Annotated in this window: 12 protein-coding genes; 11 read left to right on the forward strand and 1 reads right to left on the reverse strand. The window is 34.8% G+C overall.

Annotated elements, in window-relative coordinates:
• The first annotated feature begins 9 nt into the window (after positions 1–9).
• Together WAX74_RS12935 and WAX74_RS12940 are read left to right on the forward strand one after the other, a co-directional pair.
• On the forward strand, positions 10–3,651 hold the full coding sequence (locus WAX74_RS12935; RefSeq protein ID WP_336498089.1) for a multicopper oxidase domain-containing protein: 3,642 nt from the start codon (positions 10–12) through the stop codon (positions 3,649–3,651).
• Between the two features lie 69 nt (positions 3,652–3,720).
• Positions 3,721–4,428 (forward strand): hypothetical protein, encoded by a 708-nt coding sequence (locus tag WAX74_RS12940; RefSeq protein WP_336498090.1) that lies wholly within the window; start codon positions 3,721–3,723, stop codon positions 4,426–4,428.
• A gap of 87 nt (positions 4,429–4,515) precedes the next feature.
• On the opposite strand, the gene WAX74_RS12945 is transcribed toward WAX74_RS12940, so the two are convergent.
• On the reverse strand, positions 4,516–4,821 hold the full coding sequence (locus WAX74_RS12945; protein ID WP_336498091.1) for a hypothetical protein: 306 nt from the start codon (positions 4,819–4,821) through the stop codon (positions 4,516–4,518).
• A gap of 1,427 nt (positions 4,822–6,248) precedes the next feature.
• On the opposite strand from WAX74_RS12945, the gene WAX74_RS12950 reads away from it, so the two are divergent.
• The 9 genes from WAX74_RS12950 (at position 6,249) to WAX74_RS12990 (ending at position 14,917) form a co-directional block, all read left to right on the forward strand.
• On the forward strand, positions 6,249–6,881 hold the full coding sequence (locus WAX74_RS12950; protein WP_336498134.1) for a sugar transferase: 633 nt from the start codon (positions 6,249–6,251) through the stop codon (positions 6,879–6,881).
• A 111-nt stretch (positions 6,882–6,992) separates the two neighbouring features.
• Complete coding sequence (locus WAX74_RS12955) at positions 6,993–7,745, forward strand: tyrosine-protein phosphatase (protein WP_336498092.1); 753 nt, start codon at positions 6,993–6,995, stop codon at positions 7,743–7,745.
• A 58-nt stretch (positions 7,746–7,803) separates the two neighbouring features.
• Positions 7,804–8,712: a YveK family protein gene (locus WAX74_RS12960; RefSeq protein ID WP_336498093.1), complete on the forward strand. Its 909-nt coding sequence runs from the start codon at positions 7,804–7,806 to the stop codon at positions 8,710–8,712.
• Positions 8,713–8,716: 4 nt separating this feature from the next.
• Positions 8,717–9,415, forward strand: coding sequence for a CpsD/CapB family tyrosine-protein kinase (locus WAX74_RS12965; RefSeq protein ID WP_336498094.1), 699 nt, complete (start codon positions 8,717–8,719; stop codon positions 9,413–9,415).
• Between the two features lie 98 nt (positions 9,416–9,513).
• Entirely contained in the window at positions 9,514–10,704 is a 1,191-nt protein-coding gene (locus WAX74_RS12970; protein WP_336498095.1) for a hypothetical protein, read from the forward strand.
• A 231-nt stretch (positions 10,705–10,935) separates the two neighbouring features.
• Positions 10,936–11,304 carry a hypothetical protein gene (locus WAX74_RS12975; RefSeq protein ID WP_336498096.1) on the forward strand — a complete coding sequence of 123 codons (369 nt, stop codon included), beginning with the start codon at positions 10,936–10,938 and terminating at the stop codon, positions 11,302–11,304.
• A gap of 37 nt (positions 11,305–11,341) precedes the next feature.
• Positions 11,342–12,571: a lipopolysaccharide biosynthesis protein gene (locus WAX74_RS12980; protein WP_336498097.1), complete on the forward strand. Its 1,230-nt coding sequence runs from the start codon at positions 11,342–11,344 to the stop codon at positions 12,569–12,571.
• A 337-nt stretch (positions 12,572–12,908) separates the two neighbouring features.
• A complete protein-coding gene (locus WAX74_RS12985) occupies positions 12,909–14,009 on the forward strand; it encodes a glycosyltransferase family 4 protein (protein ID WP_336498098.1) in 1,101 nt (366 codons plus the stop codon).
• Positions 14,006–14,917, forward strand: coding sequence for an NAD-dependent epimerase/dehydratase family protein (locus tag WAX74_RS12990; protein ID WP_336498099.1), 912 nt, complete (start codon positions 14,006–14,008; stop codon positions 14,915–14,917). The genes WAX74_RS12985 and WAX74_RS12990 overlap by 4 nt, the downstream gene beginning before the upstream one ends.
• The last annotated feature ends 36 nt before the right edge of the window (positions 14,918–14,953 follow it).

The following is a 14,953-nucleotide window of genomic DNA, read 5'->3' on the forward strand; positions in this document are numbered from 1 at the left end:
AGGGGTCTCTTGATTAGAAGTTACCATGTAGTAGCCATTCCAATTCGTATCGTCTTGAACACATTTGGCGACCATAATCCAAATGGTATGATGTACGTGTTAAAAGAAAACGAACATAAGGTAAAGGAATTAGTTAATAAAAATCAGTTTTCTCCAGTAGATCTCGTTCAGCCCCTTGTGATTAGGGCTAATGAAGGGGAAACAGTGGAAATTACATTAGAAAATAAACTACCATTTCACATAGGTATGCACTTTCAAGAAGCAGAATATGAAGTGAATCAAGCAGATGGAGCGAACGTTGGTTTAAACAAAGATAGTACGGTTGCACCCTTCGATTCAATTTTATATCGAATACAAGGTGTAAAAGAAGGAACTTATTTCTTTTCGGATTTAGGTAATCCCTCTAGTGGTCAAAATGGTTCCAATTCAAATGGTCTGTTTGGGGCGCTGTTTATAGAGAAACGCTTTTCCTGGTGGACGGATCCGGAGACAGGGAAGCCAATGGATAGTGGAGTGTATGCAGATATCCATCATCCGCTTTTACCATCTTTCCGTGAATATGCTTGGATTTTCCATGATGAGATGGAAGTAGATGATTTAACTGGGAATCGGCCAATCAATCATTTAACAAACCAGGAAGAGGAATCTTTCCATGGAGCCAATTATAGATATGAGCCGATAAATAGACGTCAACAACTTATTGCAGAAGGGGTCGTTGGTCCAAATACTGATGGAGAAGAAGTCCATCATGACTCATGGGTATTTGGAGATCCATCTACTCCAATTTTGCGAGGATATGTTGGAGACCCAGCGAAAATTCGAGTCATACACGGCGGGGCAAAAGAAACACATGTCTTTCATTATCATGTTCATCAGTGGTTAAGTGATCCACAAGATTTAAATTCTGAAATTTTTGATGCACAGGCAATTAGTCCTCAGTCACATTACACAATTGAGCCTCTTTATGGATTAGGAAGTTTGCAAGGGTCATTTGGTGATGCAATAGTTCACTGTCACCTTTATCCACATTTTGCAGCTGGAATGTGGGGATTGAACCGTGTTTTTAATACACTTCAAGATGGAAGCCAGTGCTATCCAAATGGTGTTCCTATTAAATCGCTAAAGCCACTACCTGATCGAAAAGCGCCGCCAAAGCCGACAAAAATAAAACCCGGATTCCCGAATTTTATTCCTGGTAAAGTTGGTCACAAGGCACCTCGACCGCCACTTGGTATAAAAGGTGGGCGTGGACTGACTGAATTGGAGCGTCACGCGGCTATTAACAATCCTAGACCTGGTGCAGTATTTACGGATCCTTGCCCTGAAGGTACGCCAGTGAAAGAATTTAATATCTCGTTAATCGAGTTGCCAATTATATATAACAAACAAGGTTGGCACGATCCTAAAGGGAGATTGTATGTTCTAGACGAGGATATTGAAGATATTTGTTCAGGAAAAAAAGAACCAGAGCCTCTCGTGATACATGCCCCAGCACATACTTGCTTCCATATAAACTTTACAAATAAATTACCTCACATTCTTGATGGGGATGCATTTCAACTTGTCACAAGAACATATGAAAGTGCTATGCATGTTCATTTTGTGAAGTTTGACGTTCTAGTTAATGATGGAGCGAATGTGGGTTGGAATTATGATTCCTCCATTTTACCCGGTGAAACAATGCAGTATTCCTATTATGCGGATGTAGAGTTAAAAGCATGGTTTTTCCATGATCACTTATATCCAAGTGCTCATCAGCAACATGGAGTATTTGGTTCAGGTGTTGTTCATCCCCGTTTTTCCACATTTCTTGACTCTTCATCTGGTGAGAAAGTGGTTCATGGAACGCAAATTACTTCCGTCAATCCATTAATACCAGATTATCGTGACTTTATATTGTTTGTTCATGACTTCGCTATGTTATTTGACAAAAATGGTAAGCCACTTCAACCACCAAACTTTCCAGGTTCTGAAGATGACCCAGGTCTATTTGGTGTAAATTATAAAAACGAACCGCTTCAATTTCGTTTAGGAAAGGATTGCGACCCTGCATACTCATTTAGTTCTTTCGTGAATGGTGATCCAATTACACCAATATTCAAGGCTTATGAAGGGGATTCCATTCGAATCCGTTTACTTCAAGGAGCCCAAGAAGAATCCCACAGTTTTAATGTTCATGGACTAAGTTGGCTAAAAGAGAGAGGTAGTTTGAATTCAAAGTTAGAAGATCAGCAGCATATCGGAATTTCTGAATCATTTACGATAGAAACGTTTATCCCAAGAGCAGGTGATTATTTATGGGCATTCGAGACAGAAGAAGATTTATGGAATGGACTTTGGGGATTGATTCGAGCATTCGATGAAAAAGTACCAGATTTGATTCCTTTATCAGATCGTCCAGAGCCGTTAAAACGATCAAAACCTCTACCTGAATGTAATGGGAAAAAGCCTCCACAAGCGGAAGAACCAGTGATTATTTCAGAAGGGGTATCGGTTTGCAATTTTGACATTGTAGCTTTCCAATTACCTATTACTTACAATGAATTCAATGATCATGATCCACATGGAATTATTTTCGCGTTAGAGGAAGATAGAGAAGCCATATTAATGGGTATCAAAAAGCCTGAACCGCTAGTCATACGCGCAAATGTTGGAGATACAGTGGAAGTGAAATTAACAAGCATGTTGAAGGAAGAGTTATTCCCTTTTAAAGATGGAATTTATCCTTATCCTGAGGTAAAGGAACAGGCTTTTTATCCGCCTTCCTTGCGAATCTCGTTGCATCCTCAATTGATTCAGTATGACGTGAAAACTTCTGCGGGAGAAACAGTAGGGTTTAATGGAGATCAAACGGTCGGACCTGGAGAGACAAGGATGTATAGTTGGTACGTGGATTCTCAAGTAGGAGCTTGTGGTATGTGGGATATGGCGGACATTCGCAATCATAAATCACAAGGGGCATTTGGAGCCTTTATCGCAGAACCAAGAGGAACTAAGTATTTGGATCCGTATACGCAAAAGCCTGTAAAAACAGGATCGAATGTTATTTTGTGTAACCCTTTTTTACCCGATATTAGAGAATTTATCATTATTATGCACGATGGTGTAAGACTTTTAGATAAAAATGAACAGGTCATTCTCGACCCGATAGCCGGAATTGTCTTGCAACCTCCAGATGCAGTAGACGAAGTGGTAGATACGTATGATCAAGGATCGAGAGGCTTTAACTATAGAAGTGAACGATTAATTAATCGTTATAGAAAACACCCTGTTCTTCAAGATTTATTTAGTACTCATGTGTTCGGTGATCCAGCGACACCACTGTTCGAAAGCTATGCTGGGGAACCAGTAACAATAAGACTAGTTACCCCTGCAGAAAGACGAAGGTCTCATACATTTCATCTTCACGGGCACAGATTCCGCTTTGACATTAAGGATATTAATTCGAGAGTTGAATCATTCGCTGGATTCAACGTCGCAGGGGCTAAGCGGAATTTAGAACTTTTAGGCGGAGCAGGTGCATACGAGAGCTTACCAGGAGATTATATGTATCGTTCAGGAAATATTCAATGGGATCTTGAACAAGGTATGTGGGGAATAATGAGAGTGCACAGTGAGCAAAAAGATCACTTACCTCCATTAGAACAATAGATAAGCAAAAAGAGAAGAAAATTATCTTCTCTTTTTCTACATAAATACTAGCAGAAAGGTGGTGAAAAAATGGAACAAGAAAAGGATATGGATTTATTTATGCGAGTACAAGAACGAACAAATGATTTTTGTTTTCCAGAAGAATGTTGCCCCGAACGATTTCCCTCTCCACAACTTCCGTCCCCAACAGACTGTCTACAACAAGAAGCTTTTCTAAAAGTTCAGGAAGAAATTAGAAATGCAAATGAGCTGCTTATGGATCTTGCTTTAGCTGATGAACGCCCTCCAGAGGAAACATTTCAAAAAGCTTTTGATGGTTTGATTGGTTTACGAGTTGAAATTACAAATTTGCTAGGTGAAACAATCGAGGGAAACGTAAACATAGCTGGTTACGATTTTGTCGTTCTTCGAGAAGAAGAAAAAATCACCATTTTGCCTTATAGTCAAATTGAAACAATCAAGCCCTATGGTCGGTTTGCAGAGCGTTACCATGACCCTGAACTAAGTGAGATAGATCCTTGCTTCAGACGGGAATTAACATTTCACTTTGGTGAAGTCGTTTCTTCGTCTCCAGAATTGATTCATTTATTTTTCAGAATCCGTTTAAATGTCTATTTGCTTAAAATGATAGCTAAACGAATTCAAGTGAAAATAGAAAATTCACTAGTTGAAGGATTTCTTGAAGATGTAAATAAAGATACGATTGTTTTAAAAGTGGAAGAAGAAAGAAACATCCTTCCAATAGATAAGATCTTGCTTATAACAATAAAATCATAAAAAAAAAGTCAGCTCACTGAAGTATCACTTCAATAATGCTGACTTATTTTTTTGAAGAAAAAGGAATTAGAACTACTAACTTAATTGTTAGTTAGAATTTGATAGTTTGACCTTTACTATTTTATCAATAGAAAAGATCCATGTTTTACCTTTTACATGTTCTCTTTTTTCACCCTCATCAAGTTTATTTTCTTCTACTGGGGGTTTATGTGTTAACTCTTTGTCCAAATCTACTTCGGCAGTTAACTCAGCTGCTGTTTCGTCGGCAACAATCTCTACATCTTCTACCACTTGTTCCCCCTCGTCCAACGCTAAAGGCTCATCAACAAGAATTTCAACAAAATTAGATCCGACAAAGACAATCGTTCCTTTGACTATACTCCCGTTATCCAATTCAACCTCAGCTTCACGCCACAGATTCTGACTTAGGCGGAAGTTAAGCCCCCCTTGTAAACCAGCTAAGCGAATTTTAAAATCGGTACTACATAAATCTTTACGGCAACGATTGCAGTGACAGGAACAATTATGGTGGGAACATCCCTCGCACAAACTGTTTTTAGATTTTTGGCAGTTACAATCCGAAGAAAAATGCATTTCCATATCTCACATTCCTTTCCTAATTTATATAGTAGTATATGAGTTTTTAAAGGCCATCAATGGTTGGTGAACCTATGACATTTCCAATTAAAACCTAAGCAATAATCAACCAGATGACAAAAGGAGAAGTAACTAATATTGGAAAAAAATTAAGTGTCTAATTAATAAAATTAAGAAAATAGATAGAGACGATTAAATAATACTTCAAAATAATATCTTCAAGTTATACTAAGAAATTACCCGGCTAGTTGCTACTTTTTCGTTCCATTTAACATGCCTAAAAGTTATTTTGTTAGTTCTTTTTTAGTAGGAAAGGTGAATATACTTGTTTAGAAGCTTTAAGGTACAAATATTAGAGAAGGCTGCTCTTGGAGAGTGTTAAGGAAATCGCAATGCAGCCAAAAAAACATTACATATACTTTGGTTGATCAAAAGGTTTACGACAAATATGCACTCATTGCACACGCTTTTTGGGAAAAATACAGAAGAAGCCTAGAAGGTCTGTCGTGAAAGTAAAAGATGCAGGAAAGATCCCTTTCCTGACCTTTCCTTCACTTTCTCCAAATAATTGTTTCAACCATTCGAAGAAGTTGCGAAGTGACTGCTCAAACGACACGATTATTTTTTATGAATAACCTTTTTTCTCAAACAAAAATCTAGACAATGCACAATCGTATGCAGAGTTTGCCTTTTAAATTGGACGCATTAAATCAATCGTTGCTTGTTTCGCCCCTTTAAGTAATTCCACCACATCCATTCCAGTTACAGCTAGCGGAAATAATCCTACTGGCGTACCCATCAATTATTTTGCCTCCTAATAAAATTGAACAGCCACAATACACTAGCATATTGCTTACCCACTTAGTTCTCTGACCTATAGATTGTCCTAGAAGCTAGGCCCTTCGACTCAAATTCATCGCAGGAGAAAATTGTCAACTGTCTGAGAGTGTCCAAATGGGCTTTCTTCTACTGCATAAACTAGTGTGGAAGACCAGAATATATCGGAAATAATTATGATAAACGAAGGGGGTCAAATATAGTCCTATAATCTGAAAACTGTATTTACGAGCAATTCTAATGCGATAACCTTGGACAGCTTTTTTTATAACAACTTTTCTATGTTTTTTTAATTAGTTCTATTTAAGCAGATAAGAATAATATATTTAGTAGCTCGCATTTTACGAATATCAAGAAGATAGTGATTTGGAGCGTGTAAAGATATGATGTTGAGGACTTCTAAGCATTACTTGTATCACCGTATTGGCAAAAGGATAGCAGATGTAGTAGGTAGTTCCTCTCTTCTATTAATCTTCATGCCATTAATTTTTTTATTCGCTATTATACTTTTCATACTATCCGGAAAACCTATTTTTTTTGTGCAAATTCGTACTGGTTTGCACAATGTACCTTTTACAATTTGGAAGTTTCGAACGATGGAATCAAGTACATTGGAGTCCAATAGTCACCAATATAACTGGCAAGGGGGGGTTCCTAATGACTTTTCTTTTGCAAAGCCAAGACATTTGAATGTTACAAGGGTTGGGAAAATATACCGGAAATATAGCATAGATGAAATTCCTCAATTATGGAATGTGTTAAAAGGAGATATGAGCTTGGTTGGACCTAGACCAGAAATAATCGAAATTACGAATCATTATTCCGAAGAGCAAAAGAAGCGTTTACAAGTAAGGCCTGGAATTACGGGGTACGCACAAGTTCATGGAAGATCTTCTATTACACATGGGGAAAAAATAGCGCATGATTTGTACTATGTAGAGAATTACTCATTTCTGCTAGATTTGAAAATTATTATTCAGACGGTAGTACTTGTAATTACTGGAAAGGGAGCATACTGATCATTCGTAAGAGTAGAATCTCTACAAAGTGAGTTAAATAGTAGAAAGAATTATATCAAAGAAATTTTAATAATTTGGATCGCATAATTATTACTGAAGGAGCGAAATCAATTGCTTGTAGATATTCATAATCATATTTTACCTGGACTAGATGATGGGCCAAAGTCCATTGAAGAGGCAATTTTACTAGCTACAAATGCAGTTGATAATGGAATAACACATATTATTGCTACTCCTCATCATAATAATGGAAAATATATAAACTCTTCTTCAATAGTAAAAGAGGCAGTAAACAATTTAAACAAGGAGCTTTCTAAAAAGGATATCCCGGTGGAAATCTTTTCAGGGCAAGAAGTTTATTTTTACAATAGCATTGTTGAAGATTTAGAGAATGATCTATTAACACTAGCTAATAGTGGAAAATATTTATTAATAGAACTACCTAGAAATCATTTTCCTGTTTCAACTTTTGAAACTCTTTATAAAATACTGTTGAGGGGATATACCCCAATCATTGTGCATCCGGAAAGAAATACTGTACTAAGAAAAGACAAGCAAAAAGTTTATGATTTGGTGAATAAAGGATCTCTAGTACAAATAACTGCTTCTACTTTGCTCGGTGAGCACGGTAGAAATTTGAAAAAATACACAATAGATTTAATAAAACATAATTTAGCTCACTTTATATCTTCAGATGCACATCATCATGTAAAGCGGCCTTTTTTATTGAATGATGCGTATCAATATGTACAAAAAAAGTTTACTGAAAATCAAGTAACTTATTTTAGTGAAAATGCAAAACATGTCATATTAGGTACTGAATTTCAACCAATGTTACCCATTAGCTTCCAAAAAAATACATGATTAATAAAATAGAGGCGGATGCTATCGAATTGAGTAACAAAAGGAGGGCTCGACTCTTATGGAAGAAACGATTAGTCTACAAGAATTATTCAAAATAATGAAGAAACGGCTTGTGCTCATTATCAGTACATTCGTTTTAGCAGTGACGATTACTGGGGTAGTTAGCTACTTCTTTCTAACTCCGATTTACGAAGCTTCAACTCAAATTCTAATTAATCAAAAGGAAATAGAGCAAAATCAATTTAACACTCTGGATATAGAAACGAATCTTCAACTGATCAACACATATTATGTCATTATTAAAAGCCCAGTTATTTTATCAAAAGTAGTCGATAATCTAGATTTAAGTACCACTCCAGAATTACTAAATAAAAAAATTAAAGTGAGCAGTGAACAAAACTCCCAAGTAATTAACGTGACAGTTCAAGATCCAGAAATGAAAAAAGCTGTAGATATAGCCAATATGACCGCAGAAGTGTTTCAAGAAGAAATTAGAACACTAATGAACGTCGATAATGTGAACATCTTATCACCTGCAATCAATACAAAGAATATAAATCCTGTTTTCCCCAATCCAATTCTCAATATGGCAATTGCAGCTATTATTGGATTAATGCTAGGAGTCGGAATTACATTCCTAATTGAATATTTAGATACCACAGTAAAAACAGAGCAGGATGTTGATGAATTATTAGAGTTACCAATTCTTGGTCTCATTAGCCCAATTCCTCTAAAAGAATCGAGAATAACTGAGGAACTGAAAATAACAAAGGAATCGAAAATAACAGAGGAACCGAAAATAACAAAGGAATCGAAAATAACAAAGGAATCGAAAATAACAAAGGAATCGGAAATAACAAAAGAATCGAAAATAAAAGAGGAATCGAAAATAACAAAGGTATCGGAAATAACAAAAGAATCGAAAATAAAAGAGGAACGCAAAAGCAGTAGAAGGTCGAGGAGATAGAAGGATGTTTAAAAAGAAAAAGCGGATACCAGCTGTACGGAAACTTGTAACAATCACTGATCCCAAATCAATCGTTTCGGAACAATTTCGAACTCTCCGTGCGAATATTAATTTCGCGATGAAGGGTAAGGAAATGGGTACACTTATATTCACTTCGGCTTCTATGGGAGAGGGCAAGTCAACGGTAGCAGCAAACGTTGCCATTTCTTTTGCACAAGAAGGTAAGAAGGTGCTTCTCGTTGATGCAGATTTGAGGAAACCGACTATCCATTACACATTTAATACATTAATATCCCCAGGGTTAACAAACCGACTTATGAGTCAATGGAAATTTGAATATATTGTTAAAAATTCTGGAATCGTAGGATTAAGTCTAATTACATGCGGACCAATACCTTCAAATCCTGCTGAACTCCTTGGCTCGACTTCAATGGACTTATTTATTGAAGAAATGAAATCAAAATATGACATTGTTATCTTCGATGCTCCTCCAGTCCTATCGGTTGCAGATGCACAAATTCTATCCAATAAATGTGATGGCACTATTCTTGTCATTAGCTCAGGGGCAACGGATAAAGGTAATGTTGTAAAAGCTAAGGAAGCACTTCAAGCCTCGAATGCAAATATTATTGGGACTATTCTTAATAACTTTAAGCTTGAAAAGAGTCATTACTATTACGAGTATTATGGACATACAGAATGATTAAGACCTTAATAGTATTGTTTTATGATTCCAAAATTTATCCGAAAAGTGTTCAAAATTACCTTGGAAGCTAAAAGAAAAAGAAGGAGAACTATATATTGAAGATCAAAAATCTATTCTCCTTTTGTATTGTATTTAACTGTCTAATATTTTTTTTTCTAACTTCATTTATCTATATATATAGCATGAGTTTAGGATATGAAGGGCTTGCAATCCCATTATTCAAGGGAGGAGACGATAGATTTTATTATGAACAAGCATTAAATATTGCATATGGTCGTCCTGCTGACCTAACCTCTATCCATGCAGTAGTTCTTGGGGGGATATTAAATCTATTTCAAACAGATGATGTATTTGTGCTTAGGGCCTTTAACTTTATTGGTAATATACTAATTTTATTTGTAGGATTAAAGAGTCTTTTTCTATTACAGATGGCTAATAGAAATCTAACTGCTGGAATAATTTTCGTGGCAATTCTTTCTTATTATCCAAGTTACTTGATGAATTCTAATGGATCCATTATACGAGATTGTTGGATCATTTTTTACTATTTGTTATCAATCTTAATGTTGTTAAAGATATTACAATCAAGAGAGTTTTACCTGAAAGTTATAAATACTATAATTTTGTTACTTTCTTTATTGTTGCTAGTTGGATATCGTGAATATGCTTTACTAAGCTTTTTGGCTAGTGCAGTCATTTACTTTCTTCTATTTGAAAGAAAACAACCTTTGAAAAATGGTAAGAAAATATTTGTTTATGTTTTTTTTGTTTTTACTATTATGTATACATTCTTAAAATCATTTAAGTTCCCAATTATTAACTTGTCAATAGAAGATATCCTCGAATATCGCGCTGTTAATATAGAATTGTATGCAGGTGGGAGCCAAATGTATATATCATTGGATCAAACAAATGTTTTTTTGTTTTACACAAACTATCTTTATAGTATTTTTAGTAACGCGTTAGGACCTTTTCCATGGCAGTTCACGGGTATCAGCTCAATGATTCTATTTTTTACAGAGTCTCTTCTTCTTTTTTTTATTTCCTATAAAATTTATAAATTACGATGGATGCTAAGTAAATATGATTATTTTCTGATAATTAATAGTGTTATATGGTTTATGTTAATTGGCATATTTAATGATAATATCGGAGCAGCCGCTCGATTGCGAATAGTGGGTTGGTTTCCGTTAGTACTCGTTTTTTCAAAAGTATATGGTGAACATATTGTTAGTAAGAAATCGTTTAGAGAGATAAAAAGAATAACTCGTCAAAATCTTAATTGAATGTATACCATTTAGTATAAGAGGTAAGTGGGCTTCTTAGCTCATTACACCTTTTAACCATTAAGTGAAAGTAACTTATCAGATGCCCAAAGATTTATAGATATAACAATTGGATGAGACAAGGGAAAGTCTAGAGTATTTCCAAAAGTACAAGCAAATATAGTAGAGACAATCATAAATCAAAAATTACCGAGAAGAATCTACTAATAGTTACTGAAGGAGAGAGGGTAATTGCTTGTTGAAATTCAAAATCAGATTTTACCTGGATTAGAGGAACAGACATTATTTCTAGCTAAAGATGCAACTGCAAATAGAATAACGCATAATACTGCAATTTTAAATCATTTAGATGGAAAAAACATCAATATTACTTCTGTGATTAATGGCAAAGTAGAAGATATGAACATTCAATTTCAGCAACGTTCTAGTCCGATTAAGTTTTTACCTGGAATGGAAGTGCGTTTGTATGTAACTATGTTGGATTATCTTTTATTAGCATTTACAAAAAGCGGATTAAAACAAAAATATAAGTATTTAGAAAGAAAATTTAGTCCTAAGTTGACGAAAATTCATCTATTTAAAATATTAGGAATCTCGTAATAGTATGGCAAGGCTACTAGGTTGGAAGAAAAAAATATTGTCTAATAAATTTATTAAGAGTCTGTCTGTATTAATGATGGGTTCTGCGTTTTCGAATGTACTTATTGTAATAACAACACCAATACTTACTCGATTATATACACCAGAAGAGTTTGGACATTTGTCTGTTTTTCTTTCTGTATTGTTTACGCTATCCATTATTGCATCTCTCCGTTTGGAGACGGCAATCCCATTACCAAAAAAAGACAAAGATGCACATCAATTAGCGATTCTTTCAATAGCAGTTGTAGTGATTATTAGTACATTAACATTCATCGTTACGTTATTAATCCCTTTTCAGGAAAAATATATTTTTTTAGTTTCGTTTAGTTTATTTGGCATTGGTTTATATCAAGTTTTTAATGCATGGGCTATTCGAGTGGAATCTTTTGGAGTGATATCTAAAGCGAAAATTGCGATGAATGGTGGTCAACTTTCAGTTCAACTCTTATTGGGGGTATTTCAATTTGGCCTAATTGGGTTATTAGTTGGAGAAGTAGTGGGAAGAATCGCTGGATCCATTTCCTATATGAAACAATTTAAAATCCATTTCCCTACTCGACAAGTAGTTAATTTGCCTTTAATGAAACAAGTAACGAGCAGATATAAGTCGTTTCCTTTGTTGTCAAACTGGGCCGCTTTAATCAATAGCTTTGGAAGTCAATTACCAACATTTTTTTTAGCATTTCATTTTGATCCCACGACAGCAGGTCTCGTTTTTCTCGCACAACGGATAGGAAATATTCCAGAAGGATTAATTGGATTTTCTGCATCTCAAGTTTATATTTCTCAGGCTGCGATTTACGCGAGGACTTCTATAAAGGAAATCGAATCGTTCTTTTGGGAGATTGTGAAGAAAATGCTAATCATGGGTGCCTTTGCAATGATTGCCGCTAGCATTACGATTCCATTTGTTATTGAACTTGTATTCGGAGAAGTTTGGAAAGATTCAGGTGTGTATTTACAGATTCTTGCGATTTTGTATTTAATGAAAATTATCATTAATCCAATTAGTGGTAATTTTATTATTTTCGAAGCATTAACATTTCAAATTATAAGTGAATGTATTCGACTTCTCTTTATTGGAGGGTCCATTTTGATAGCTTATTTTTATTTTTCTTCTCCCTATGCTGCAATGATTTGCATTACACTCATAAGCTCTTTAGGTTACTTTATTCATGGTTTTTTTGCATGGTTTGTAATGAAAAGAAGGTTAGCAAATATATGATTACAACAAAGATTGCAATTCTATTATTTTTACTCTTTAGAGTTAGTTCATTTATAATGACGAATGTTTTTAGTGTGCACATGGATTCTATGTACTTTTGACTAATTTTAAGTATCCACGTATACATTGAAAACGATTGGTTAGGTTTTCTATTGATTTGATTATCTTTAAGTAAATCTTTAACTAGCCTTGATGGAAATAAAACATTAGCTTAATCTCGTATTATTTTCCTAAATTATCAGGCTAGCATTTAACTGTATTATGTATATATCATTCATTAACAACATTTTGGTTACTTTTTTAGCAGGTTTCCATAAGAGAAAATGAGGGATAATTGATGAAAATAGTTCAGCTAATCACACATATGAATGAAATTGGCGGGGCCCAAGTGCATGTACGGGATTTGTCCAAACAACTAGCTCTGGAAGGGCATTCCGTGACGATTATTTATGGTGGAAATGAAATAGTCGCGAATGATTTAATAGTAGATACTATTACTTATAATCATAGCAAATTTTTAATCCGAAAAATTAATGTAGTAAAAGACTTCCTTGCTTTTTTAGAAATTAGGAAAAAATTAAAGCTTACAAAACCAAATCTTGTAGCAATTCACTCTTCTAAAGCTGGGATTATCGGTAGAATTGCCTGCTGGTCACTTCGAATTCCTTCTGTATTTACAGCACATGGCTGGTCATTCACTGAAGGAGTGGAGAAAAAACAGCAACATTTTTATAGAACCGTCGAGAAATGGGTAGGGAAAATTTCCACCAAAGTAATCACGGTATGTGATCATGATCGAAACTTAGCACTTCGTAATCAAGTGCTTCCATCCGAAAAAATAATTACTGTTCACAATGGGGTAATGGATTTAAAAAATACACCATCAGAAAAAGGGAACAGAGAAGTCATGAAAATTTTGATGGTTGCTCGTTTTGAAAAACCAAAACAACAATTAGAGCTTTTAGAGGCACTCTTGCAAATTAAAAATCTAAAATGGCAAATGATTTTTGTGGGAGATGGGAGTTTAAAAAGAGCATCTGCACAATTTGTTCAAGAAAACTATTTAGGTAATAAAGTCACTTTTCTTGGGAGTCATTCGAATGTTTCTGATCTATTAAGTGATGCGGATCTTTTCGTGCTTACTTCTGCTTGGGAAGGACTACCATTAAGCATTTTAGAAGCAATGGTACACGGTCTTCCCATTATTGCATCCAATGTTGGAGGAGTAAAAGAAGCCGTCAGAGATACAGAAAATGGGTTTTTAATTCGTAATAACTTATCTGAACTTCTTTCCATATTAATAGAAAATGAATTACTTCGAAAAAATATGGGAGAAAAGAGTAGAGAAATATATGAAGCAAGTTTTACTTTTGAAAAAATGTATGAAAAGACAATTTCTACATATCTTAATCTACTTAAATTGGGGGAGAATGGTTGAAGGTATTAGTAACAGGAGCGGCGGGGTTTATTGGTTCTTATGTTGTAAGAGCACTATTACTAGAAAATTATTCAGTAATTGCTTTAGATAACTTATCTACAGGCAACGAAGGTAATTTGGTTGAAAATGTTCCATTTTACAAGATGGATATTACAAGTAGTGAGTTAGAAGCGGTTTTTCGAATTGAAAGTCCAGAATATGTTATTCATTTAGCTGCTCAATCATCTGTATTAAATTCGATGGTTAATCCGATGGAAGACTGCCATGCAAATTTGGTTGGGACTCTTAATATTCTTCGATTATGTAAACAGTTTGAAGTGAAAAAATGTATTTTCGCATCTACCGCAGCAGTCTATGGTAATCCAAGTATACTACCAGTTAAAGAGGAGAGTAAGCTTGCTACGCTTTCTTTTTATGCATTATCAAAGCTTTCAGCAGAAAAATATGTTCAGTTATATGAAAATTTATTTGGTTTAAAAAGCTGTATATTACGTTTCTCAAATGTGTATGGACCTATGCAAGCAAGTGGAGTAGTAACGAGTATTCTCAATCGTCTTTTAGAGGGGGAAGATCCTGTTATTTTTGATGGCAATCAAACACGAGATTTTATTTATGTGAAAGATGTTGCAGTAGCTTGTATACAATCATTAATGTCTGATAAAACAGGTGTTTTTAATATTAGCTCTTCTACAGAAATATCCATTCAAGAAGTGTATGAAGAATTATCGGAACTTACTGGAGTTCAGACGCAACCAATTTATGAATCGTTACGAGATGGAGAGATAGAAAGAAGCGTCCTTTCGAATGAAAAAGCGAAAATTAATCTTGCATGGAGGCCAACATATAGTTTTGTGGAAGGACTAAAAGAAACTATTCAATATTACTCTTTTTTTAAAAAACCTAACTAGAACGGATGATTATTTGGAGCTCATTCTTATTAAATC

The sequence above is a fragment of the Psychrobacillus mangrovi genome (genome assembly GCF_037104765.1).
GTDB lineage: Bacteria > Bacillota > Bacilli > Bacillales_A > Planococcaceae > Psychrobacillus > Psychrobacillus mangrovi.

What these genes read in the sequence shown, in the direction of transcription:
- WAX74_RS12940 (WP_336498090.1), top strand. Translation starts at nt 3,721, where the DNA reads ATGGAACAAGAAAAGGATATGGATTTATTTATGCGAGTACAAGAACGA.
- WAX74_RS12950 (WP_336498134.1), top strand. Translation starts at nt 6,249, where the DNA reads ATGTTGAGGACTTCTAAGCATTACTTGTATCACCGTATTGGCAAAAGG.
- WAX74_RS12960 (WP_336498093.1), top strand. Translation starts at nt 7,804, where the DNA reads ATGGAAGAAACGATTAGTCTACAAGAATTATTCAAAATAATGAAGAAA.
- WAX74_RS12965 (WP_336498094.1), top strand. Translation starts at nt 8,717, where the DNA reads ATGTTTAAAAAGAAAAAGCGGATACCAGCTGTACGGAAACTTGTAACA.
- WAX74_RS12985 (WP_336498098.1), top strand. Translation starts at nt 12,909, where the DNA reads ATGAAAATAGTTCAGCTAATCACACATATGAATGAAATTGGCGGGGCC.